The sequence below is a fragment of the Bacillus sp. FAU20 genome (genome assembly GCF_056033865.1).
The window spans coordinates 524,444-546,704 of sequence record NZ_JBVYHY010000003.1 but is presented as its reverse complement, the minus strand read 5'-3'; the positions used below and the strand labels follow the sequence as shown (position 1 = coordinate 546,704).

25 protein-coding genes, 1 riboswitch and 1 other annotated feature are annotated in these 22,261 nt (G+C 36.1%); of the genes, 10 read left to right on the top strand and 15 right to left on the bottom strand.

Features of this window, described 5'->3' with window-relative positions; translation table 11 throughout:
- The first annotated feature begins 7 nt into the window (after window positions 1-7).
- Complete coding sequence (lolS, locus tag AC0OM3_RS03175) at window positions 8-922, top strand: aldo/keto reductase (protein ID WP_000747201.1); 915 nt, start codon at window positions 8-10, stop codon at window positions 920-922.
- Window positions 923-951: 29 nt separating this feature from the next.
- On the opposite strand, the gene AC0OM3_RS03170 is transcribed toward lolS, so the two are convergent.
- The 3 genes from AC0OM3_RS03170 to AC0OM3_RS03160 form a co-directional block, all read right to left on the bottom strand.
- Window positions 952-1,779, bottom strand: coding sequence for an aldo/keto reductase (locus AC0OM3_RS03170; RefSeq protein ID WP_000548006.1), 828 nt, complete (start codon window positions 1,777-1,779; stop codon window positions 952-954).
- 128 nt (window positions 1,780-1,907) lie between these two features.
- Window positions 1,908-2,432 (bottom strand): GrpB family protein, encoded by a 525-nt coding sequence (locus tag AC0OM3_RS03165; RefSeq protein ID WP_001227167.1) that lies wholly within the window; start codon window positions 2,430-2,432, stop codon window positions 1,908-1,910.
- A gap of 69 nt (window positions 2,433-2,501) precedes the next feature.
- Window positions 2,502-2,765, bottom strand: a complete 264-nt coding sequence (locus AC0OM3_RS03160) for a YqkE family protein (RefSeq protein WP_000727559.1) — start codon at window positions 2,763-2,765, stop codon at window positions 2,502-2,504.
- Window positions 2,766-2,966: 201 nt separating this feature from the next.
- Here AC0OM3_RS03160 and AC0OM3_RS03155 point away from each other — a divergent pair, with 201 nt between their 5' ends.
- Entirely contained in the window at window positions 2,967-4,556 is a 1,590-nt protein-coding gene (locus AC0OM3_RS03155) for a bifunctional metallophosphatase/5'-nucleotidase (RefSeq protein WP_474211073.1), read from the top strand.
- Window positions 4,557-4,681: 125 nt separating this feature from the next.
- Here AC0OM3_RS03155 and AC0OM3_RS03150 read toward each other — a convergent pair whose 3' ends face one another.
- Window positions 4,682-5,158 (bottom strand): ribbon-helix-helix domain-containing protein, encoded by a 477-nt coding sequence (locus AC0OM3_RS03150; RefSeq protein ID WP_000151930.1) that lies wholly within the window; start codon window positions 5,156-5,158, stop codon window positions 4,682-4,684.
- Window positions 5,159-5,279: 121 nt separating this feature from the next.
- Between AC0OM3_RS03150 and AC0OM3_RS03145 the strand changes: the two genes are divergently transcribed.
- Together AC0OM3_RS03145 and AC0OM3_RS03140 are read left to right on the top strand one after the other, a co-directional pair.
- On the top strand, window positions 5,280-6,275 hold the full coding sequence (locus tag AC0OM3_RS03145; protein WP_474211072.1) for an alpha/beta fold hydrolase: 996 nt from the start codon (window positions 5,280-5,282) through the stop codon (window positions 6,273-6,275).
- Window positions 6,276-6,406: 131 nt separating this feature from the next.
- Window positions 6,407-7,726 (top strand): Na+/H+ antiporter family protein, encoded by a 1,320-nt coding sequence (locus tag AC0OM3_RS03140; protein WP_074593470.1) that lies wholly within the window; start codon window positions 6,407-6,409, stop codon window positions 7,724-7,726.
- Between the two features lie 24 nt (window positions 7,727-7,750).
- Here AC0OM3_RS03140 and AC0OM3_RS03135 read toward each other — a convergent pair whose 3' ends face one another.
- Together AC0OM3_RS03135 and AC0OM3_RS03130 are read right to left on the bottom strand one after the other, a co-directional pair.
- Entirely contained in the window at window positions 7,751-8,614 is an 864-nt protein-coding gene (locus AC0OM3_RS03135; RefSeq protein ID WP_074593469.1) for a LacI family DNA-binding transcriptional regulator, read from the bottom strand.
- 99 nt (window positions 8,615-8,713) lie between these two features.
- Complete coding sequence (locus tag AC0OM3_RS03130) at window positions 8,714-9,196, bottom strand: GNAT family N-acetyltransferase (RefSeq protein ID WP_474211071.1); 483 nt, start codon at window positions 9,194-9,196, stop codon at window positions 8,714-8,716.
- An 81-nt stretch (window positions 9,197-9,277) separates the two neighbouring features.
- Here AC0OM3_RS03130 and AC0OM3_RS03125 point away from each other — a divergent pair, with 81 nt between their 5' ends.
- Window positions 9,278-10,201 carry an alpha/beta hydrolase gene (locus AC0OM3_RS03125; protein ID WP_000819229.1) on the top strand — a complete coding sequence of 308 codons (924 nt, stop codon included), beginning with the start codon at window positions 9,278-9,280 and terminating at the stop codon, window positions 10,199-10,201.
- A gap of 9 nt (window positions 10,202-10,210) precedes the next feature.
- Here the strand turns inward: AC0OM3_RS03125 and AC0OM3_RS03120 are convergent, their stop codons facing one another.
- The gene (locus AC0OM3_RS03120; protein WP_000360793.1) at window positions 10,211-10,456 is read right to left on the bottom strand and encodes a DUF2552 family protein; all 246 of its coding nucleotides are present in this window, start codon (window positions 10,454-10,456) and stop codon (window positions 10,211-10,213) included.
- Window positions 10,457-10,744: 288 nt separating this feature from the next.
- On the opposite strand from AC0OM3_RS03120, the gene AC0OM3_RS03115 reads away from it, so the two are divergent.
- The 5 genes from AC0OM3_RS03115 to ribH all read left to right on the top strand — a co-directional run bounded on the left by AC0OM3_RS03115 (window position 10,745) and on the right by ribH (window position 15,015).
- Window positions 10,745-10,951 carry a CDGSH iron-sulfur domain-containing protein gene (locus tag AC0OM3_RS03115; protein WP_001151582.1) on the top strand — a complete coding sequence of 69 codons (207 nt, stop codon included), beginning with the start codon at window positions 10,745-10,747 and terminating at the stop codon, window positions 10,949-10,951.
- 190 nt (window positions 10,952-11,141) lie between these two features.
- Window positions 11,142-11,285: riboswitch (FMN riboswitch) on the top strand.
- A gap of 305 nt (window positions 11,286-11,590) precedes the next feature.
- Window positions 11,591-12,703, top strand: a complete 1,113-nt coding sequence (ribD, locus tag AC0OM3_RS03110; protein ID WP_000131982.1) for a bifunctional diaminohydroxyphosphoribosylaminopyrimidine deaminase/5-amino-6-(5-phosphoribosylamino)uracil reductase RibD — start codon at window positions 11,591-11,593, stop codon at window positions 12,701-12,703.
- A complete protein-coding gene (ribE, locus tag AC0OM3_RS03105) occupies window positions 12,685-13,329 on the top strand; it encodes a riboflavin synthase subunit alpha (RefSeq protein WP_000493906.1) in 645 nt (214 codons plus the stop codon). The genes ribD and ribE overlap by 19 nt, the downstream gene beginning before the upstream one ends.
- A 12-nt stretch (window positions 13,330-13,341) precedes the next feature.
- Window positions 13,342-14,535 carry a bifunctional 3,4-dihydroxy-2-butanone 4-phosphate synthase/GTP cyclohydrolase II gene (gene ribBA / locus AC0OM3_RS03100; RefSeq protein ID WP_474211070.1) on the top strand — a complete coding sequence of 398 codons (1,194 nt, stop codon included), beginning with the start codon at window positions 13,342-13,344 and terminating at the stop codon, window positions 14,533-14,535.
- A gap of 18 nt (window positions 14,536-14,553) precedes the next feature.
- A complete protein-coding gene (gene ribH, locus AC0OM3_RS03095) occupies window positions 14,554-15,015 on the top strand; it encodes a 6,7-dimethyl-8-ribityllumazine synthase (RefSeq protein ID WP_000230895.1) in 462 nt (153 codons plus the stop codon).
- 30 nt (window positions 15,016-15,045) lie between these two features.
- Here the strand turns inward: ribH and AC0OM3_RS03090 are convergent, their stop codons facing one another.
- The 8 genes from AC0OM3_RS03090 to AC0OM3_RS03055 form a co-directional block, all read right to left on the bottom strand.
- A complete protein-coding gene (locus AC0OM3_RS03090; RefSeq protein WP_474211069.1) occupies window positions 15,046-15,357 on the bottom strand; it encodes a hypothetical protein in 312 nt (103 codons plus the stop codon).
- A gap of 182 nt (window positions 15,358-15,539) precedes the next feature.
- Window positions 15,540-16,538, bottom strand: a complete 999-nt coding sequence (gene bioB / locus AC0OM3_RS03085) for a biotin synthase (RefSeq protein WP_000815836.1) — start codon at window positions 16,536-16,538, stop codon at window positions 15,540-15,542.
- A 1-nt stretch (window position 16,539) separates the two neighbouring features.
- Window positions 16,540-17,349 carry a malonyl-ACP O-methyltransferase BioC gene (gene bioC, locus AC0OM3_RS03080; protein ID WP_000608901.1) on the bottom strand — a complete coding sequence of 270 codons (810 nt, stop codon included), beginning with the start codon at window positions 17,347-17,349 and terminating at the stop codon, window positions 16,540-16,542.
- Window positions 17,315-18,055: an alpha/beta fold hydrolase gene (locus AC0OM3_RS03075; RefSeq protein WP_001004162.1), complete on the bottom strand. Its 741-nt coding sequence runs from the start codon at window positions 18,053-18,055 to the stop codon at window positions 17,315-17,317. Before AC0OM3_RS03075 ends, bioC begins: the two co-directional genes overlap by 35 nt.
- Window positions 18,052-19,239, bottom strand: a complete 1,188-nt coding sequence (gene bioF, locus AC0OM3_RS03070; protein WP_001075422.1) for an 8-amino-7-oxononanoate synthase — start codon at window positions 19,237-19,239, stop codon at window positions 18,052-18,054. The genes AC0OM3_RS03075 and bioF overlap by 4 nt, the downstream gene beginning before the upstream one ends.
- On the bottom strand, window positions 19,205-19,933 hold the full coding sequence (gene bioD / locus AC0OM3_RS03065) for a dethiobiotin synthase (protein ID WP_000012472.1): 729 nt from the start codon (window positions 19,931-19,933) through the stop codon (window positions 19,205-19,207). Before bioD ends, bioF begins: the two co-directional genes overlap by 35 nt.
- Complete coding sequence (gene bioA / locus AC0OM3_RS03060) at window positions 19,933-21,366, bottom strand: adenosylmethionine--8-amino-7-oxononanoate transaminase (protein WP_002164169.1); 1,434 nt, start codon at window positions 21,364-21,366, stop codon at window positions 19,933-19,935. The genes bioD and bioA overlap by 1 nt, the downstream gene beginning before the upstream one ends.
- 77 nt (window positions 21,367-21,443) lie before the next feature.
- The gene (locus AC0OM3_RS03055) at window positions 21,444-21,800 is read right to left on the bottom strand and encodes a hypothetical protein (protein WP_000726909.1); all 357 of its coding nucleotides are present in this window, start codon (window positions 21,798-21,800) and stop codon (window positions 21,444-21,446) included.
- A 141-nt stretch (window positions 21,801-21,941) separates the two neighbouring features.
- Window positions 21,942-22,162: a binding site (T-box leader), on the top strand.
- The last annotated feature ends 99 nt before the right edge of the window (window positions 22,163-22,261 follow it).

The window sequence follows — 22,261 nt, the reverse complement described above, 5'->3', positions numbered from 1 at the left end:
TTGACCTATGAAAAAACGTCAATTAGGAAACTCAGATTTATTTGTGACAGAAATGGGACTTGGCTGTATGTCTCTCGGTACATCTGAAACAGAAGCCCTGCGTATTATCGATGGAGCAATCGATTTAGGAATCAATTTTTTTGATACAGCAGATTTATATGATTACGGATTAAACGAAGAATTTGTTGGAAAAGCATTAAAAGGAAAACGAAACCAAATTGTTCTTACAACAAAGGTTGGAAATCGATGGACAGAAGAAAAAAACGGCTGGTCCTGGGATCCTTCTAAGAATTACATAAAGGCTGAAGTGAAAGAAAGTTTACGTAGACTTCAAACTGATTATATTGATCTTTATCAACTTCACGGCGGAACGATTGAAGATCCTATAGATGAAACAATTGAAGCCTTTGAAGAATTAAAAAAAGAAGGTATCGTTCGCCATTACGGTATTTCTTCTATACGTCCAAATGTCATCCGTGAATATGCACAACGTTCAAATATCGTTAGTGTACTAATGGAATATAGCCTTTTAAATCGTCGTCCAGAAGAATGGTTCCCCCTTCTGAATGAACACCAAATTAGCGTCATTGCCCGCGGGCCACTTGCAAAAGGAATTTTAACTGACAACAATGCAAGAAAAATAGAAAGAGTAAAGGAAAAGGATTATCTCTCTTATTCTTACGATGAATTACATACAACTCTAGCGAGTGTAAAAGAAACGATTGGAGAGCGCTCTTTAACAGGAACAGCTATTCAATATTGCTTACATAATAAGACTGTTGCAGCTGTTATACCTGGTGCAAGCTCTATTCAACAATTACAAGAAAATGTACAGGCTAGTAAACAAACACAGTTAACAACAGAAGAATATATACAGCTTCAGCAAATCGCTAAATGTGATACCTACGCTTTACATCGTTAAAAAGACGCTACCAGTATGGTAGCGTCTTTTTATAACGTATCATATTTATCAGGATTCGTTCCTACATGTAAATTACGATTTAACGTATTAATTTGAGTCATCTCTTCTTCCGTTAGTGAAAAGTCAAAGATAGAAAAATTCTCCTGAATGCGAGATGGTGTAACAGATTTAGGAATGGTCACAATCCCGCTTTGAATATCCCACCTTAATATAACTTGCGCAGGTGTTTTTTCATATTTAGTAGCAATGGCCTGAATAATCGGGTGCTGAAATACTTCTCCGCCTCTCATTAATGGACTCCATGCTTCCATTTGAATTTGCTCACCTTGACAGAAATTACGCAACTCAAATTGCGTCAACATCGGATGAAGTTCCACTTGGTTTACCATCGGCTTTATTTTGCAATTAGGTAATAGCAGTTCTAAATGTTGTTTATGGAAATTCGAAACACCAATCGCGCGCACTTTACCTTCTTCATACAATTTCTCCAAAGCTCGGTACGTATCAACATACTTCCCTCTTACCGGCCAATGTATTAAATATAAATCTACATAGTCCATTTGTAATTTTTTCAAACTCTTTTCAAACGCCTCAAGTGTTTCCTCGTATCCTTGATCGTCGTTCCAAACTTTTGTTGTAATAAAGATGTCTTCTCTCGGAATTCCTGATTCACGAACCGCTTCTCCGACACCGCTTTCATTTTCATATACAGTTGCTGTATCAATCGAACGGTATCCAACTTCTAACGCTGTTTTTACTGCTTGTTTTACTTCGTCGCCTTCTTTCGCTTTATAAACGCCTAAACCAATCATCGGCATTTTTACGCCATTATGAAGTGTAGTTGTTGGAATGTGCACAGTCGTCTCCCTTTCATTATTACATTTTTTATAAGCCACCACTTTATTTGAACAAGATTCAACCAAAAAGTCAAAACATATGTACAGTTTACATAATAAATTTATACATATTCAAAAATAATGCGAACTCATTCATTCACGTTATTTTCTATCCATTTCTTCGCTTTTTCATCAACATTACGTACAAACTCAGTTTTCCCTTCTGAATATAACGCACCATCATATGTATACTTTTCAGCTAATTCTTTCTTTAAAGTTGCATATGCCTCAGCTTCTTCACAATGAGCCATCATATAATCACGAAATGCTAAATGCCTTACTATCTCTGGATTTCCTTTTTCAAACACGTGTAAATGATACGAGCGTTTTTCTTCAGTTCCATGAATAAAATATCGGCGTCTTGGAATACCATTTTCCCCTTTTACGATGTAACCAAGCTCTATAAATCGTTCATTCCACCTATCTACTCTATCGATACTCTCTACTTCCATAATCATATCTATAATTGGTTTAGCTGCCAGTCCTGGCACTGACGTACTTCCAATATGATGAATTTTCACTGTTTCTGGCATCGCAGATTTTAATCTTTCAGCCTCTATTTGAAACTTTTCACCCCAATGATTTTCATGCGGAACAACTACAATTTTTCTCATTCTAACTCCCCTTTTCTTACAAGCTCGTCAAAAAAATGATCAGCGTTATTTCACTGATCATTTTCGTTATTATTTAAAGTCTTTCCAAGTAAGGTTACTTTCACTTAACAGTTCTTCAAATGATTTATTCTTTTCACGTTCTTTTTGTTCTTGACGCTTTCTTTCCAGTTCTGCTGCCTCTTTTTTCTCTTCTCTCACTTGCAATTCTTTCTTCTTACTCTTTAATTGCTGCATAAGTGAATCGTTTAATTGATCACCTAATGTAAGAGATTCTTTCTTTGGTTGATTCACTTGCGATTGTCTTTGCATTTGTCTTTGTTTCTTTTTCTTCATGCTGCTCACCTTTTACTTTTTTCTCTATTATAGTAGATACACCATGAAATCGACAACAAAAAAGGGACTTTACTCTATTATTCACTTTTTGTAAATATGTTAATTTTTCGAAAAAACTAAATTTTTATATAGATATAATCCTATGAATCTATTAAAATTATGTCGTATGATGTCAGATTATAAAAAAAGGAGAATTATATTATGTGGAAAAAAATCATTCCTGCTGTTGCCGTTTTAAGCACCATTACTTTTTCAACCGTATTCGCCGCTCCCCCATCTCAGAATCCAGCTGAACAAAACCGCTACATAGACGTACAAATGCTTGGTATTAATGATTTCCATGGACAACTAGATACTGTTAAAAAAATCAATAATAAAGAAGCTGGTGGCGCTGATTACTTAGCTACTTATTTAAAAGAACATAAAAAACAAAACCCTAATACACTTCTCGTACATGCTGGTGATATCGTCGGAGCTAGTCCACCAGTTTCAGCATTATTACAAGATGAACCGACGATTGAATTTTTAAATGACTTAAAATTTGATGTCGGTACAATCGGGAACCATGAATTTGATGAAGGCATTGATGAAATGAAACGCCTCATTTACGGTGGATATCATGAAAAAACAGGGAATTTCAAAGGTGCTAACTTCCCCTATGTAGCTGCTAACTTCTATAACAAATCAACTGGCCGCTTATTTTTACCACCATTTACTATAAAAATTGTAGATGGTGTTCCTGTAGGATTCATTGGGGTTGTTACAACTGATACACCAAATGTCGTTATGCCTACGATGCTTAAAAATGTACAAATTACTGATGAAGTAGAAGCAATTAATAAATCAACACAACAATTAAAACGCCTCGGCGTTAAATCTATCGTCGTTCTTGCTCATGTCGGTGGAACAACCGATGAGTCTGGGATAACAAATGGCGATCTTACTCGAATTGCAAATGAAACAGACTCAGAAGTTGATGTTATTTTCGGTGGACATAGTCATACGTATGTAAATGGTACAGTAAATAATAAACTAATTGTCCAAGCAAATTCATACGGAACGGCTTTCTCAGACGTGGATGTAACAATTGATCGTAAAACAAAGGATATTGTAAAGAAAAAAGCTGAAGTTGTTACAACGTATCATGAAGGTGTAGAACCTGATAAACAAGTAAAGAAAAAACTAGATCAATATAAAGAAAAAATCGCACCACTTGTAAATGAAGTAGTCGGAAAATCTACAGCACCTATCGACCGTAAACAAAATGATTCTGGTGAATCCACTCTTGGAAATTTAGTTGCCGATGCTCAGCGTCAAACGATGCAAACCCAAATCGCCCTCATGAATCCTGGTGGCATTCGTAATGACTTAGATGCTGGTGATATTACGTGGGGTGAGTTATACGGCATTCAACCTTTTGGAAATCAATTGATTAAAGTAGATTTAACAGGTCAAGACATTGGCGATATTTTAAATCAGCAATGGCAAAAAGGAACAACAAGAATGCTTCAAATTTCAGGTATTCAATATACGTGGGATGCAAATAAACCAAACGGTGAAAAAGTTACAAATATACGTTTAACAAACGGAGAAGAATTATCTCCATCTACAACGTATAGCGTAGTTGCAAATGCCTTCTTAGCTTCTGGCGGTGACGGATTTGTATCATTTAAAAATGGTAAAAATGCAGAAACTGGTCCAAACGACTTTGAAGCGTTAGTCGATTACGTAAAACAATTAAAAGAACCCATTCAGCCAGTTATTGATGGAAGAATTCAAAAAGTAAATTAAGTGTTTCTCTAATAATAAATTTCATTTTTCACACCATAAAGGATTTGTACTGATCCTCTATTTTATACGTAATATACATCATAAAAAGGATACTCGTTCTTCCAATGAACATAGTATCCTTTTCTTTAGTTATCAAAATGTGATGCTTTGTCAACTTCATATTGCTGTAAAAATTGTTGCAACGCTTCTTCTACAAGTTTAGATTTTTGAATTCCTTTCGATTCTGATATAAGGTCCAATCTTGCTAATATTTCTGTATTAATAGAAAAGGTTCGTCTCTTTTTCTCTGTACTTTTACTCACAATTGGTGCAATTACTTCTTCTCTTTTTCTTAATAACTCATAAATGCTTTGTAATTGCTCATAAATTAATAATTGATAATCTGTTTTCTCATATTGAAGGGCGGTCGCTTCTTGGAGTTGTAAGTGACGTGGTTCTTCTCCATCTCCTACAAAAATACGTTTCTTCTGCTCTCCATCATATTCATATCCAATCAATCTTAATTTCTTCGATAATGTATACGGGCTTATTTCAAGACGCTTTGCTATAATAGCGATGGATTCCCGTCTATTTAAACCATCTATAATTTCTCCAATCGTCACAATTTCCCTCCTCCCGTGTTGAAATGACACTAGTATGGTATGTTACAATGATTTTCTAACAGTATATGCAAAATGAATAGCCTGTGCGATTCATACGATTTCACAAAAGGAGGTTTTCAATATGCTTTTTCGTAGCTACACCCCTCAGTTCTATAACGAAAACAAACAACTCATTCCTAATAGTATCGCTACGATAGAAAGCGTTATGATTAATAATCGAAAACAAACTCTCCTTATGCGTGGGCACGTAGAGCAGCCTATTTTATTATGCTGTCACGGCGGACCTGGGATGGCACAAATCGGATTTATTCGCCATTTTCAAAAAGAATTAGAGAAGCAATTTATTGTTATTAATTGGGATCAGCGCGGGGCTGGTAAATCCTTTTCAATGAAAGATTTCGGAGCAAATTTCACAATCGAACAATTCGTTTCCGATGCAAAAGAAGTGATTCAATATGTACTTAAAAGGTTCAACAAACAAAAACTATTTCTCGCTGGTCATTCTTGGGGAAGTATTATTGGGCTTAACATAGCACATCAATATCCAAAGTATATCCAGGCTTACATCGGTATTGGGCAAATTGTACATATGAAACAAAATGAAGAATTGCTATATCAACATTTAATTCATTCTGCCAAAAAACATGATCATAAAAAAGCATTAGCTTCCCTTTTAAAATTAGGCAAACCACCATTTTTAGATACGAGACGTCTCATTATTCAAAGAAAGTGGCTTGGCACATTTGGAGGCGCAATCCAAAACGGATCTTCCTTCTCTTTCATACGAAAAGGTTTCTTTTCTCCTGAGTATACGCTATTAGATTGGTTCAAGTTTCTCGCAGGAAATTTAAAATCTGGCGTTTTATGGGAAGAAATGCTGACAATCGATTTCTTTTCTTCTATCTCAAGTTTATCTATTCCAGTTTATTTTTGTTCTGGTCGCTATGATTATCAAACTCCTTATGCACTCGTTCAGGAATATTGCGATATTATTGAAGCGCCTATAAAAAAGATGATCTGGTTCCCAAATTCAGCACATTCTCCTGATTTAGAAGAACCAGAATTATTCGCCAATTCTTTGCAATCAATTAAACAAGAGCTAGCTTTTCAGCATTAGTAACAAAAGGCTCTTTTACATTTCATAGAAAACATTTTATAATAATATGTCGCAAGTATGTATAAACATAGCAAAATGTTTCATATTTACTTGTCTTAACAGAATAAAAATTTAGGGAGATTACATTTATTATGAACGCTGTACTCGTCGCAGTAGCAATTATGCTATTGCTTAGTTTGTTACGTGTCCAGGTCATTGTCGCCATCATTGTTGGAGCTTTAACAGGCGGAATTATCGGCGGACTCGGTATCTCAGAAACAATTAACACTTTTACAACTGGTCTTGGAAACAGTGCTCCAATCGCTTTAAGTTATGCAATGCTTGGTGGTTTCGCTATTTCCCTTTCCAAAACAGGACTTCCAGATGCTATGATTCAAACTGCATTAAAATGGATTGGCAATGAACAAGACACGAAAAAACAAATTTATTCTAAAATACTTATTTTATTCATTATTTTAACGATGGCTTGTTTCTCACAAAATGTGATTCCTGTTCACATTGCTTTCATCCCCATCTTAATTCCAGCACTTTTAAAAGTATTAAATGAGCTGAAAGTGGATCGCAGACTTGTCACATGTATTATTACATTTGGATTGATTACTCCTTATATGTGGATCCCTGCAGGGTTCGGAAAAATTTATCATGACGTATTACAAACCAACGCTGCGCAAAGCGGCCTTACATTCGATGTCACACTTATTCCAAAAGCAATGACTATTCCAGCAATCGGTATGATTATTGGATTATGTGTAGCGGTATTCATTACGTACCGAAAACCTCGTACGTATGAAACAGAACAAATTCATACTACCGAAAATGAAATCGTTCCCTATACAAAACGTAGCATTACTTTCGGGTTATTATCTATCATTGCTACATTAACTGTTCAATTAACTACAGAATCAATGATTTTCGGTGCTTTAGCAGGTATTATCGTCTTATCAGTTAGTGGCAGTCTACCACTTAAAGAAGCAGATGCGATATTAACAAGCGGAATGCGTATGATGTCCTTTATTGGCTTTGTTATGATCGCTGCCGCTGGATTCGGCGCTGTTCTTCGAAAAACAGGACATGTTGAATCTCTGGTGCAAACGAGTGCACATATAATCGGAAATAACAAACCACTCGCTGCATTTCTTATGCTCGTTATTGGACTTCTCGTCACGATGGGAATTGGTTCATCCTTTTCAACCATCCCTATCTTAACAACCATTTTTGTACCTCTTTGCATTCAGCTTGGATTTAGTCCAATGGCCACAATTGCAATTATCGGTACAGCCGGAGCGCTAGGTGACGCAGGATCTCCAGCATCGGATAGTACCCTTGGACCAACATCCGGTTTAAATGCTGATGGTCAGCACCATCATATATGGGATACATGTGTACCCACTTTTCTACATTACAATATACCGTTACTTATATTTGGCTTTATTGCCGCAATTACATTATAAAAAGGTGCGTATAAAACGCACCTTTTACTTTTTTATTTTTCCTTTTAATTGTTGAAAAGCTACTTTTCCGTTATCTTTGACACTGCTTTCAATTGTCGATAGTGATGAACCTATCCATTCACACTCTATGCTCCCATTCGGTCCAACAATTTTTAATTTATTTGGTATATGTATATTTAGAAATCTCGCTGACCGAATTAACTCAATAGCAATCTGATCACTTGAGGCTACAATTCCATCTATATACGGATTGTTTTGCAATAATGTAATAAATTGTTTATTTGTATACCCTTGTACACATTCTTCTCGATAAGAGATTCCTTCATCCCAAACAGCGTCTAAAAACCCTGCTATATGATTTTCCATTTCTTCACTTTCTTCTCCCTCACCGAAATATGCAAGAAAGTGACACCCTTTCTCTTTTAATAAAGAAACAGCTCTCTGTCCACTTTCATAATAATTTCCATGTGATTGTTGCTCATCAATCACAACAAACGGAAATGGAATTTCTCCTATACTTTTAAAAACTGCTCTTGTCAAAATAACACCTGCAATATTATTTTGCTTCAGCATATGTATGTATCTATCTTTATTCTCTATATTACAAATAATGATTTGATAGCCTTCTTTATATGCTATTCCCTCAATACAATGTAGCAAAGTGATGTTTGATGGGTTACTTAAATTATCTACAAGTAATGCAATTATCGTTGAATTCTCTTTAAATAGTGGCTTCGCTGCACTGTTTGGCCTATAACGTAATTCTTCAATTGCTTCCTTTACTTGTTTTACTGTGTCCTCATGAACGTATCCTTTTTCATTAATAACTCGTGAAACGGTTGCGACTGAAACACCTGCCAATTTTGCAACATCACGTATAGTTGCCACATCGTCACCCCTTAATATGGTAATAGATTACAATTTTACGGTAACCTAAATTACACTCACCGTCAAGATTAATGACTTATATTTCTGAAAATTGTTACATCATTTCACTAAACGATACTCCAACTGAATTTTATGTAAAATTGGGATATTATCATATCCAATACGTGGAATTTCTTTCTTTATTTTTCGTGCCTCCTCTACCGCATTCACATATAAATTAGTCATTACAAAATTACGTTTTTGGTAAAATCGTAACGCATTCATATTATCATTTGTTGTAATAAGCCAGACCTGGCTGCACCGTTCTTCTTCTGCAACTTGTAATACACAATCCACAAGTTTCGTCCCTATTCCTTTTCTTTCTTCAAAGCTATCCAGCGATACAATTTCGCACATATTTCCGCTCACTTCATACGTTACAATTCCGATTATTCTGTCATCTAAGAGCGCAACAAAACCTGGCAACTCTTCTAACTGATGTCCCTTACCACGTGAAATCATCAATGAACTTCCCCAGTTCTCACACATGAACATTCGGATTGTTTCTTTCATCGCTGACGTAATTTTTTGTATATGCAGCATTTCCTATTTCTCCCCTTTTATATCATTGTGATACAATATAAGTGTATCACATGTAACGGTATTTGGAGGATGAGGTAAAGTATGAAACGTTTTTTTGCAGCATTGTTTACTATACTAGGTGCAATAACTGCCCTTGGGATTTTCTTTACAAATAAAGTGATGTACTTAAAGAAAAAAACAGAGGAAGAAGTACTCGAAAGAGAAACGAAAAAACATTTTCGTATAGAGGATTTTGATGCTCTTCATAAAGAAGAAATTCATATCCCTTCTCAATTCGGATACGACCTTCACGGATATTACATTCCTGCTGGTCACTCCAATAAGTTTATGGTTTTTTGCCACGGTGTAACTGTAAATAAAATAAACTCTGTAAAATATGCAAACTTATTCTTAAAAAGGGGATATAACGTCCTCATTTACGATCATCGTCGTCATGGTAAAACTGGCGGAAAAACAACAAGCTATGGATACTATGAAAAACATGATTTAAAATCCGTAGTTGACTGGCTAAAAAACCGTTTTGGCACCAATATTACACTTGGTATTCATGGTGAATCTATGGGAGCTGCAACACTTCTTCAATACGCAGGACTTTTAGAAGATGGTGCTGATTTCTATATTGCAGATTGTCCTTTCTCTGATTTTCACGGACAATTACAGCACCGTTTAAAGGTTGAATTCCATTTACCAAAATGGCCTTTATTACCTTTAGCAAACGCATTTTTGAAAGTTCGTGACGGTTATACAATTCGTGAAGTTTCACCAATCGACTGTATAAAAAATATTAACAATCCCGTTCTCTTTATTCATAGTAAAGATGACGACTATATTTTAGCTGATATGACAAAAGCGTTATATGAAGCGAAAGAAAATAATAAACAACTTTATATTGCAGAACACGGTGCACACGCTTGCTCTTATAACGAAAATAAAGAAGAATACGAAGCAGCCGTCGATCAATTTTTAAACACCTATGTGAAAGAAACAAAAAACAGGCTTGCATAAGCCTGTTTTTTATTGCGCTAAAACGTCTGTAACTTGTTCCATATTTTCAGAAATCCATTGCATTGCATCATCTAACGTTGGGAATTCTGTCGTTTGAAATGTTACTTCATCTTGAAGTAACCAAACATCCTTTGCCTCTTGCCCTACACCTGCAATGGACCAATGTAACAAACTATATGGATGATTATCATTCAAAAATGATGCCCACGTGCGCTCATTTGCAATATTTCGTAATGTATGTAATTGTTTATCCATCTCTCGTCACCTTACTCTAGTCAGTTATGAAAACTATTATAACACTCTCTTCTTTCTCAAACAAAGTGCTCTTTTTTCCCCGCTATTTGCGGGCAGTAAAACTCTCACCTCAAAATTCGGCTGAAACAAAGAAGTTAGGTGGGAGATTAACTGCCCCTAAAAGCCCGATTGGTTCAACTAATAATTAGTGGGGGATGCCTTCCCCACTAATTAAAGTTTCACTTTATATTGCCAAGCACTTCCCTTGATTATATGATGAAATTAAGCGTTTGGGAAGGAGGGATAACGTTGGCAAAAGTACAAATTAAAGTAAATGATAATGGCTCTTTTCGCGTTACAGGGGACGTGGAATTAGTCGACTCACAAGGGAATGTATTCCCAGCAAAACCGGCATTTTCTTTATGCCGTTGTGGTTTATCAAAAAATATGCCTTATTGCGACGCTTCGCATAAAGGTAAATTCGAGTCTGTTGTTAGAGCACCAGAGGCAGAATAATTTTACATGTGACATGCACATTTTTTTGTGCATGTTTTTTCTTTTTAGCAACTCCGTTATATCCCTTCTCCTTACAACATTTCTAATACTTTTATTTCCATTCCAGCCTGCATATATTTTCACACAATTCTTCACATTCGAATATTTTTTACTAGCCTTTTATTTTTTTTGTGCTATAATTTGAGCAAACAGCATCCTTCGGGGTCGGGTGAAATTCCCAACCGGCGGTGATGAAGTGAAAACTTCTAAGTCCGTGACCCGTTTTCAACTCGAAAACGGTGGATCTAGTGAAACTCTAGGGCCGACAGTATAGTCTGGATGGGAGAAGGATATGTTTCTAGTTTTTTATATAGTGAATACACTTTTATTTCAGTATGCATATTTTTAAAGATTCATTTTGATTCTTTATATATGTTTAATTTTCTATACTTATTTTTTATACTGAAATAAAAAGAGACAACTAGCGTTTAAAAATTCGATATTTTGCTAGGTTTTTTCCTTATGCAGAAATATCAATTATCGTTAGGTTTCTTTCCTATGCTTTCGTATTCAAACTATATTTCTAGAAATCACGTCTCCCAAACCCCAAGGATATTAAATCCTTGGGGTTTTTTGATTTTTTTAGGAGAGGTGAAGAAAATGACAGATCAAGAATATATGAGGATTGCCCTGCAGTTAGCAGAAGGGACATCAGGACAAACAAGTCCGAATCCTATGGTTGGTGCTGTTGTTGTAAAAGATGGAAACATCGTTGGTATGGGCGCTCATTTACGAGCTGGTGAAGAACACGCAGAAGTTCATGCCCTTCAAATGGCTGGTCAGAACGCCAAAGACGCTACCGTTTATGTAACACTGGAACCGTGTAGCCACTTTGGAAAAACACCACCTTGCTGTGAATTGCTCATTGAAAAAGGAGTTAAGCGTGTTGTAATTGCTACTCTCGATTGTAATCCGCTCGTTTCTGGTAACGGAAAAAGAAGATTAGAGGAAGCTAGAATTGAAGTAACTACCGGTATTCTTGAAGCAGAAGCGCTTTTATTAAATCGCTACTTTTTTCACTACATGAAAACGAAACGCCCTTTTGTAACAATCAAAACAGCAATGAGCTTAGATGGAAAAATAGCAACTGTAACTGGTGAAAGTAAGTGGATTACAGGTGAAGAAGCACGTGCTGATGTTCACCAATATCGCCATACACATGATGCAATTCTTGTTGGAGTGAATACAGTTATAGCTGATAATCCTCATTTAACAACAAGAATTCCAAATGGTGGGAAACATCCTATTCGCGTTGTTTTAGATACCCATTTACGAACGCCACCATCTTCTCATGTTATAACAGATGGTTTAGCACCGACATGGATTATTGTCGGTAAGGATGTAAAGAAAGCGAAGATATCTTCTTATGAATCTAAAAATATAGCTATATTCCAAATGGAAACGAAGTATATAGAAATCGAGGACCTTCTTTCCTTTCTTGGAGAGAAACAAATTCTTTCTCTATTCGTTGAAGGTGGCCAATCAATTCATGCAAGTTTCTTAAAAACAAATAATTTTAATGAAATTGTAACCTATATAAGCCCGAAATTAATTGGTGGGAAAGATGCTCCTACTTTATTTGGAGGAAATGGTTTTTCAAAATTACAAGATGCGCTTTCCTTGAAAATTCAAGAGATGAAACAAATTGGTGATGATATAAAAATCGTTGCGAATGCCCGAAACGAGGTGACGAAATGTTTACAGGAATTGTAGAAGAATTAGGAACGATAGCAAACATGCAACAAAGCGGAGAAGCGATGAAATTAACGATTCATGCAAAGAAAATTTTATCAGATGTTCACTTAGGTGATAGTATCGCGGTTAACGGTATTTGCTTAACTGTAACAAGCTTTACAACTACTTCATTTACAGTTGATGCAATGCCTGAAACGATGCAGTCGACATCACTTCGCATGCTTAAACCGCACTCTAAAGTAAATTTAGAGCGAGCAATGGCTGCAAACGGACGATTCGGTGGACATTTCGTTTCAGGACATATTGATGGCATCGGAACGATTTTAAATAAAAAACAACATTACAATGCCGTCTATTACAAAATAGCAATTTCTGATGAACTGCTGCACTATTGTTTGCAGAAAGGGTCCATTGCTGTTGATGGAACGAGTTTAACGATATTTGATATAGACGAATCTTCCATAACGATTTCACTCATCCCGCACACAGTAAGCGAGTCTGTCATTGGAGAAAAAAATGCCGGAGATATCGTAAACATTGAGTGTGACATGATTGGTAAATATATCGAACGCTTTATTACTAAACCTACAAAACGAGTAGGTTCAATGACTGAAAGCTTTTTACAAGAAAACGGATTTCTATAAGGGGGAAGAACAATGTTTCATCGTATTGAAGAAGCTCTAGAAGATTTAAAACAAGGTAAAGTCGTTATCGTATGTGATGATGAAAACCGAGAAAATGAAGGCGATTTTATTGCTTTAGCAGAGTACATTACACCAGAAACAATTAATTTTATGATTACACATGGCCGTGGTCTCGTTTGTGTACCGATTACAGCAGGGTACGCAGAACGTCTACAATTAGAACCAATGGTATCTCATAATACAGATTCACATCATACTGCGTTTACAGTGAGCATTGACCATGTTTCTACAACAACAGGGATTAGCGCTCACGAACGTGCAACTACGATACAAGAATTGTTAAACCCTGCATCAAAAGGCACTGATTTCAATCGACCTGGACATATCTTTCCATTAATTGCGAAAGAAGGCGGTGTCCTGCGTCGTGCAGGTCATACAGAAGCTGCTGTTGATTTAGCAAAGCTATGCGGTGCCGAACCAGCTGGAGTTATTTGCGAGATTATAAATGAGGACGGCACGATGGCACGTGTACCTGATTTAATAGAATGCGCAAAACAATTTGATATAAAAATGATTACAATAGAAGATTTAATTGCTTACCGCCGCCATCATGAAACACTTGTGACGAGAGAAGTGGAAATTACATTACCTACAGATTTCGGTACTTTCCACGCAATTGGCTATTCTAACTCATTAGATACGAAAGAACATATCGCACTTGTAAAAGGTGATATTTCAACAGGTGAACCGGTACTTGTACGTGTTCATTCTGAATGCTTAACAGGAGATGTATTCGGTTCACATCGCTGCGATTGCGGACCACAACTCCATGCAGCACTTGCTCAAATTGAGCGTAAAGGAAAAGGTGTTCTTCTTTATATGAGACAAGAAGGAAGAGGCATTGGGCTTCTTAATAAGCTTCGTGCTTATAAATTACAAGAAGAAGGATTCGATACTGTAGAAGCAAATGAAAAACTCGGCTTCCCTGCTGATCTTCGTGATTACGGTATCGGTGCTCAAATATTAAAAGATTTAGGTTTACAAAGTTTACGATTATTAACGAATAACCCAAGAAAAATTGCTGGCTTACAAGGTTACGATTTAGAAGTAGTCGAGCGTGTACCGTTGCAAATGCCGGCAAAAGAAGAGAATAAATCGTATTTACAAACGAAAGTAAACAAATTAGGACACTTACTAAACTTATAATTAAAGGAGAGATTTATTATGGTATTCGAAGGTCATTTAGTTGGTACAGGATTAAAAGTTGGAGTTGTTGTTGGACGTTTTAACGAATTTATTACAAGTAAGTTACTTGGCGGCGCTTTAGACGGATTAAAGCGTCACGGTGTAGAAGAAAATGATATTGATGTTGCTTGGGTTCCTGGTGCATTTGAGATTCCTTTAATCGCTAAAAAGATGGCTAGTAGCGGAAAGTATGATGCTGTTATTACATTAGGTACTGTAATCCGAGGTGCTACAACTCACTACGATTACGTTTGTAATGAAGTAGCAAAAGGTGTTGCGTCATTATCACTACAAATGGACATCCCAGTTATTTTCGGCGTATTAACGACAGAAACAATTGAACAAGCGATTGAACGCGCAGGTACGAAAGCTGGTAATAAAGGATATGAATCAGCTGTTGCTGCAATTGAAATGGCTCACTTATCAAAACAATGGGCATAAAAAAAGAGGCTGCGGCCTCTTTTTATTTTTTTACCTTTTTTTTACATCTTTTATTAATTCATTCATCGTTTTTCCTTCTGTTTTTATATGAAGAGCTTGTGCTGTTCTCCATACATTCTCTCTTTTTTTCGCTTCTTCTATAATAGTAATTTCTTTTCTAACTTCCTTTAAATCTTTTCCTTCCGTTTTCAATCCAAAATGTTCAGCTTTCGTTCGAAAGTGTTGTTCGATTCTTTGTTGCATCTCTTTTTGTTCAGGATTTTCAGCAGCCTTAACTGGATCAGAACTTATTGCTTTTATTAAAATTAAACAAGTCATAATCGCTAATATGTATTTGTACATGTAAAATCCTCCAACCCAATATAAATTACATATTTACTATGTACAACTAGGGCTTGGAAAATTCGTCCACAAAAATTCTTTTTTTCGTTCAAAAACCAATAGCATCAAGCGTTTACAACTATTTATTACATTTTATTTACAAAAAAAGCAAACCCTTTTACAAGTTTGCTTTTTCATCTATCCTATAATGCACATTCTTCAATCTCAAATCCTAAATCTGCAATCATACCCCAGTCCGCAGTCGGCTCTTGTCCAGCTGTCGTTAAGTAGTCCCCGACAAAAATAGAATTTGCTGCAAATAAACCGATTGGCTGTACAGAACGTAAATTGATTTCACGTCCTCCTGAAATACGAATTTCTTTTGTTGGGTTTACAAAACGCATCATTGCCAGTACTTTTAAACATTCTACTGGTGTTAACTCTTTTTGCCCTTCAAGAGGTGTCCCCTTTACAGCAACAAGGAAATTACAAGGGATAGAATCTGCATCTATACGTTGTAATTCAAATGCAATTTCAGCACGCTCTTCAATTGTTTCTCCCATGCCAAAAATCGCTCCAGAGCATGGTGAAATACCAGCTTGTTTTGCTTTTTGAACTGTATCAACACGATCATCGTACGTATGAGTTGAACAAATACTATCGTAATTATTTGCATGTGTATTTAAGTTGTGGTTATAACGATGCACGCCTGCTTCCGCTAAACGTCCTGCTTGATCTTCATTTAAGAAACCTAAACAACAACAAATCTTCAAGTCTGTCGTTTCACGAATTTCCTTAACTGCTCCAATTACGTGATTTACCTCTTTATCCGTCGGACGACGACCAGACGCTACAATACAATATGTACCTGCTTTACGGCGTATTGCTTCATGTGCCCCTTCTACAATCTTCTCCTGCGTTAACCATGCATATTTATCAATCGGTGCTTCTGAAATAATAGACTGTGAGCAATATCCACAATCTTCAGGACATAATCCAGATTTCGTATTAATAATCATATTCAATTTTACTTTCTTACCAAAATGATGATGGCGAATAATGTAAGCTGCATTCATAATTTCTAAAACTTCTGTATCATCAGCTTCTAATATCGCTATTGCATCTTCTTTCGTAATCATCTTCTCTTCCACTACGTCGTATGCTAGTTTTTTCCAATCCTTTTTTGTTTGCACTTGTTTCATTTCATCTCTTCCCCTCTTTTGTTATATGCATAAATAAAGCATGATACGTTGCCATTATCCCTTCATTTCCCGTGAAGTCTCTTTCGTATATGCGTAGCATCGCACGAAAGAGTGAGGGACTTTGACAATATGATCCTTCATTGCTATTAGTTGCTCCTACTTTTCGAATAGAATGCAGAAACTCCTTAACTTCTGTAAAACTCTCTATGTAACATGTTTCAGAAACATGCACCTCCCCTGTTTCTATCTTGCATATATGAAGCAACTGATCTTTTGAATAAAAACGTTGACCAATCGATGTTTCATTTTTTATATTTCTTTCTTCTTTCGCACGTTGGAACGAAGCATGCAATTCTTGAAATGTTTCATGTCCAAACGTTGAAAAGAGTAATATCCCATCTATAGACAAATGTTGAAATAAATTTCTTAACACTTGTTGTAAATTATTTAACCATTGAAATGTAGCATTTGAAATAATGACATCATATGATTCTTCTAATCGTAATCGCTCAATATCTTCACAGTGAAACGTTACATTTTTTACATTTTGTCTAGTTTGCGCAATCGCAATCATACTTTCAGCAAAATCAACTGCTGTAATATGTGCTTTCGGAAATAACTTTGATAATTGCTCTGTTACATAACCCGTCCCGCACCCCAGTTCTAAAATACGTATCGGTGCCGTTTCACTATATCGTTCCTTTAAGATTGAAAGTAATGAATGTGCCATCTTTTTTTGTACATTTGCATATCGATCGTAAGATACGGCTGCCCCATTAAACCGTTTTTGTAGTAACGTTTTGTTGATCATGTCGTATCCCCTCTACAAATTGAATTATCTCATTTGCGCAATATTCAAAATTCGTTACACATAATGCATGCCCTGCTTCACTTACTACTTTCAGCTCGCTGCTACTATTCTCCGTCATACTACGTGCCGCAGACAATGGGCATATTACATCCTGTTCTCCGTGGATAAGTAGTATAGGTACTTTAATTTCTTTTAGTTCTTCTCTCATATCTGTTTCTATTAAATAATCCAAACCTAGTTGTAAAGACTGAATAGAATCACCTTTAAAATGTTCTACAATGTCCTCAAAGTTTTTGTTCTCTTTTAGCTCATCTTTCGTAAACATATTTTCATAAAACCGCTTGAGCGTATCTTCTTTCCTTCTCGCCAAATTCCTTTTCAGCCGTTCTACATGCAAAGCATTCCATCCATTACTATAGTCGCTCGTATTTGTAAATTTAGCGGTCCCACCAATTAATACGATACCTTTTGCCTCAATCTTTTTATAAGCTTCAACTGCTGTTAACGCTCCTAGTGACCATCCAACTAAAATTACGTTGTCGTTATGCGCTACATCTATAATTCGTTCTGTAAATTCACTTCGTTCTTTCACATTACGCCAATCTATGCATTCAACAGGATATCCTTTAAAATACGGAAGTACTAAATCCCAAATATTCTCTTCCATTCCCCATCCGGGGATAAAAATAATCTTTAGCTCGTTCATACGAAAATCTCCTCTTCTTTCGCAATGTGAATAATTCGGTCAATAGCCCATTTTAAATCAGCTATTGTATGTTGCGATGTAACTGCAAAGCGAATTCGAGAACTATGAACCGGCACAGTTGGCGGACGAATTGCAATGGCCGCAATCCCTGCCTCTTGCAACCTTTTACTAAATCGTAAAGCATGTTCATTTGAACCGACTACAATCGGTACAATATGAGTTGAACTATTCCCAATATCAAAACCAGCATCCCTTAATTTAGTTCTGAAGTATTCTCCGTTTGCTATAAGGTTCTCTCTTCTTTCGTTATCTTCTTTTACAATTTCAATTGCTTTTTGCACTGCTCCTAACGTACTTGGTGGTAAAGCCGTAGTAAAAATAAAGCTTCTCATCATATTTTGTAAATACTCTATATAAATTTCATCGCCTGTCAAATACGCACCATAACACCCTAAAGCCTTGCTAAACGTCCCCATATGTATATCAATTTTTTGAGCAAGTTTTTTTTCTATATGAGATAACCCAGCTCCGCCGATTCCATATATTCCACTCGCATGTGCTTCATCGACTATAATGATTGCCCCGTATTTCTCTTTCAGCTGTACTAAATCTCTCAAATACGCAGTATCACCATCCATACTAAAAACGGTATCTGTTACGATTAATTTCCTTTTTTCAGGCGAAGCCATTTTCAACAGCTTCTCTAAATGATCCAAATCATTATGACGATACCTTTTATGCTCTGCCCCGCTTAATATGATTCCATCAACAATACTTGCGTGATTTAACTTATCACTAAAAACAATATCGTGCCGAGAGGCTAAAGAAGATATGGCACCTATATTTGCCGTATACCCACTATTTACAATTAAAGCTCTTTTAGTACCTTTCCAGTCACATATGCTTCTCTCAACCTCTTCATATAATGGATGATTTCCTACAACGAGACGAGAGGCAGTCGCTCCAGTTCCATATCTTTTTGTACAGGCAATAGCAGCTTCTTTTAACCTTTCATCTCCAGCTAACCCTAAATAATTATTTGACGCTAAATTTAACATCCTTTTTTTATCTCGAATAAGCCAAGTCTCTTCTGCCTTCTCTGTTACATGCAAATCACGATACTGCCCTTGCTCATGTAATTGTTGTAATTTAGATTGAAGGTGCGCCCGCCAATTTTGATTCATTTTGGATAAACTCCTCTAATTTTGAAATCATAATATATTCTTTTGCAGATTCTAATACTTCTTCTTTCGTAAACTCACCTTCAAAGAATGGTAATAATCCTAAAACTGGTACCCCACTCAGCTCTTCAATCATTTCTTTATTTTCTTGCACTCTTTCCATTTCACATTCTTTGCAACCTGATAAAATGACACCCGCTACGGTTAAGCCATGCGCCTTTGCGTAAGCAATCGTTAACACTGTATGATTTACTGTTCCTAATGTAGGACGAGCTACTACAATAAGAGGCAACTGTAATTCTTTTGCAAAATCAATTACTAAAGCATCTTCTGTATATGGGACAGCAAGCCCACCTGCTCCTTCTACAAATAAGCTATTAAACTCTTTTAATAGTTCATTATAGTAATCAGTAATTTCTTTTAACTTTACTACTCTTCCAGCTCTTTTCATGGCAAGTCTCGGAGCAAGTGGTTCTTCAATAGAATAAGGGCAAATTTCATTTTCTTGTGTCGGTACACCTGATAATGCTTTTAACCTTGCTGCATCTCCCTCAGGGTTTGATGCAACATGCCCACTTTGTAACGGTTTATACACCCCTACGTTATATCCTAATTCTCTAAATACACCTGCTATAGCACCTGCAACTACTGTTTTTCCAACTTCAGTATCCGTTGCTGTTATGAAAAAACCACTCATTATTCTCCCTCCGTAACATCCGAGATTGCCTTATATAAAATGCGTAACATATCATCAATCTCTTCAAAAGTAGAAGCAAGTGGCGGCATAAATACAATCGTGTTACCTAGCGGTCGTAAAATCATACCCAGCTCTCTTGAGCGTTTACATACTTGAACACCGATCCTCTCTGTCCAGTCAAACGCTTCTTTCGTTTCCTTATTCTTCACAAGCTCAATACCAACCATTAATCCGCACTGACGAATATCACCTACATGTTTATACGCAAAGAGCTTTTCTAATTGCGCTGCCACATAATCCGTTTTACGTGCCACTTCTTCTATTAAATTTGTTTTTTCATATAGTTCTAGATTCGCGATTGCTACCGCACACCCTAACGGATTGCCTGTGTAGCTATGTCCATGAAAAAATGTTTTTTGTTCTTCATATTCTCCTAAGAAGGTATTATATATTTCATCTGTCGTTACCGTAACTGCAATTGGTAAATATCCACCTGTTAAACCTTTCCCAGCAGTTAAAATGTCTGGCGTCACATTTTCATGTTCACACGCAAACATTTTCCCTGTACGCCCAAATCCAGTCGCTACCTCATCTGTAATAAATAATACATTGTACTTAGTACATAAATCGCGCAGTCCTTTTAAATATCCTTTTGGCATTGTAATCATCCCGCCAGCACCTTGCATTAATGGCTCTACAATGATGGCAGCTACTTCTTCATGCTTTTCTTTCAACAATTCTTCCATTTCTTCTAAATGGCTTTTTACAATTTCCTCCTTATTATTTCCGTAAGGAGAACGATATGTATATGGATACGGCATTTTAATCGCATCAAATAAGAGCGAACTATACACTTGGTGAAACAAGTCTATTGCTCCTACCGAAACAGCTCCAATTGTATCACCGTGATATGCTTCTTTTAATGTAACGAATCTTTGTTTCTTTGGTTTCCCTTTATGCTGCCAATATTGGAAAGCCATCTTAATTGCAATTTCAACAGCCGTAGAACCTGAATCAGAATAGAATACCTTCTTCAATCCATCTGGTACAACCTCAATAATTTTTTCTGCTAATAAAATAGATGGAACGTTAGCAAGTCCTAACATAGTAGAATGAGCAATTTTATTTAATTGCTCACGAATTGCTTCATCTAATTCCGGTACTTGATGTCCGTGAACATTTAACCATATAGATGAAACACCATCCCAATATTCATTACCATTTACATCGTATAGCTTTCTTCCCTCTCCACGTTCAATAATGACAGGATCTTCTTCTAAATAATCTTTCATTTGTGTAAATGGGTGCCATACGTAAGCTTTATTTTTCTCTGCTAATTCTTCATATGTATAAGATGATTTTTCAATCGTTTTACTTTTTATTGTCACAATTGCCACCCCTAATGTTAACTTATTTATAAATATAGTTAACATTAAATCCGAATGACTGTCAATTATTTTAAAATCAAATAGTTCTTAAAAAAGAACAACTTATCATACGATAAGTTGTTCTACTTTCCATGCTGTATCTTTCCAATTTCTAAAATAATTTCTTCATCTTTTTTCCCCTCTGTATCAATTCCAAGTTGCTTAGCGTGCTCAATTAATAAATCATGACGCTTCTCAAACCTAGCGGTATTTACTTCTTTCGTAACCTCTTCTTTTGTTTTCCCCTCAGTAGAAACTCCTAGTTTCTCTGCTGCTTTTTCCATTGATTTCTTCTCTTCTATTTCTTTTACTTTCTTCACTTCTGACTGTTGTATTTGCTTTTGTTTCAACTGCTGTGATTCAGCCGCAAAAGCTGTGTAAATTCCAGCACTTCCGCCAACGACTAGTAAGGTGGTAAAAAGAATTATTTTTTTCTTCACTCTTTCCTCCCCTTTCAAATTCATTATAACGTACAAAATTAGAGCTTTAAAACAATTATCCTTTATTTCCCTAAAAAAACATTTAATATTTTTATTGACATGTAAGATGAAAATATGATAAAAATTTAACTAACATCATATGAATCGGCGTTGATAGGATTTAGTAGTATTTCGATTTCTGATTTCAGAGAGCTGGTGGTCGGTGCGAACCAGTACAGAGCGAATTATGAATTACCCCCTGGAGCTTCTTTTACGAAACGTGAGGAGTAGTGAAAGACGGTTATAGACCGTTATGTCTAAAGAGTGGTGAAACGACACTGTTTCACAATTTAGGGTGGTACCGCGAATTTTTCGTCCCTGCATATATTGCAGGGGCGTTTTTTATTTTATAAGCGCATATCATATGACCCTTTATTTTGTGATACATTCATTTCACAAGCTAGGGTGGTACCGCGATTTCT

Bases quoted from the DNA above. Each gene is read 5' to 3' on its own strand.
- lolS (WP_000747201.1), top strand. From the start codon at position 8: ATGAAAAAACGTCAATTAGGAAACTCAGATTTATTTGTGACAGAAATG.
- AC0OM3_RS03165 (WP_001227167.1), bottom strand. From the start codon at position 2,432: ATGAGAAAAATTGTAGTTGTTCCGCATGAAAATCATTGGGGTGAAAAG.
- AC0OM3_RS03160 (WP_000727559.1), bottom strand. From the start codon at position 2,765: ATGAAGAAAAAGAAACAAAGACAAATGCAAAGACAATCGCAAGTGAAT.
- AC0OM3_RS03155 (WP_474211073.1), top strand. From the start codon at position 2,967: ATGTGGAAAAAAATCATTCCTGCTGTTGCCGTTTTAAGCACCATTACT.
- AC0OM3_RS03145 (WP_474211072.1), top strand. From the start codon at position 5,280: ATGCTTTTTCGTAGCTACACCCCTCAGTTCTATAACGAAAACAAACAA.
- AC0OM3_RS03140 (WP_074593470.1), top strand. From the start codon at position 6,407: ATGAACGCTGTACTCGTCGCAGTAGCAATTATGCTATTGCTTAGTTTG.
- AC0OM3_RS03130 (WP_474211071.1), bottom strand. From the start codon at position 9,196: ATGCTGCATATACAAAAAATTACGTCAGCGATGAAAGAAACAATCCGA.
- AC0OM3_RS03125 (WP_000819229.1), top strand. From the start codon at position 9,278: ATGAAACGTTTTTTTGCAGCATTGTTTACTATACTAGGTGCAATAACT.
- AC0OM3_RS03120 (WP_000360793.1), bottom strand. From the start codon at position 10,456: ATGGATAAACAATTACATACATTACGAAATATTGCAAATGAGCGCACG.
- ribD (WP_000131982.1), top strand. From the start codon at position 11,591: ATGACAGATCAAGAATATATGAGGATTGCCCTGCAGTTAGCAGAAGGG.
- ribE (WP_000493906.1), top strand. From the start codon at position 12,685: ATGTTTACAGGAATTGTAGAAGAATTAGGAACGATAGCAAACATGCAA.
- ribBA (WP_474211070.1), top strand. From the start codon at position 13,342: ATGTTTCATCGTATTGAAGAAGCTCTAGAAGATTTAAAACAAGGTAAA.
- ribH (WP_000230895.1), top strand. From the start codon at position 14,554: ATGGTATTCGAAGGTCATTTAGTTGGTACAGGATTAAAAGTTGGAGTT.
- AC0OM3_RS03090 (WP_474211069.1), bottom strand. From the start codon at position 15,357: ATGTACAAATACATATTAGCGATTATGACTTGTTTAATTTTAATAAAA.
- bioB (WP_000815836.1), bottom strand. From the start codon at position 16,538: ATGAAACAAGTGCAAACAAAAAAGGATTGGAAAAAACTAGCATACGAC.
- bioC (WP_000608901.1), bottom strand. From the start codon at position 17,349: ATGATCAACAAAACGTTACTACAAAAACGGTTTAATGGGGCAGCCGTA.
- AC0OM3_RS03075 (WP_001004162.1), bottom strand. From the start codon at position 18,055: ATGAACGAGCTAAAGATTATTTTTATCCCCGGATGGGGAATGGAAGAG.
- bioF (WP_001075422.1), bottom strand. From the start codon at position 19,239: ATGAATCAAAATTGGCGGGCGCACCTTCAATCTAAATTACAACAATTA.
- bioD (WP_000012472.1), bottom strand. From the start codon at position 19,933: ATGAGTGGTTTTTTCATAACAGCAACGGATACTGAAGTTGGAAAAACA.
- bioA (WP_002164169.1), bottom strand. From the start codon at position 21,366: ATGTTAACTATATTTATAAATAAGTTAACATTAGGGGTGGCAATTGTG.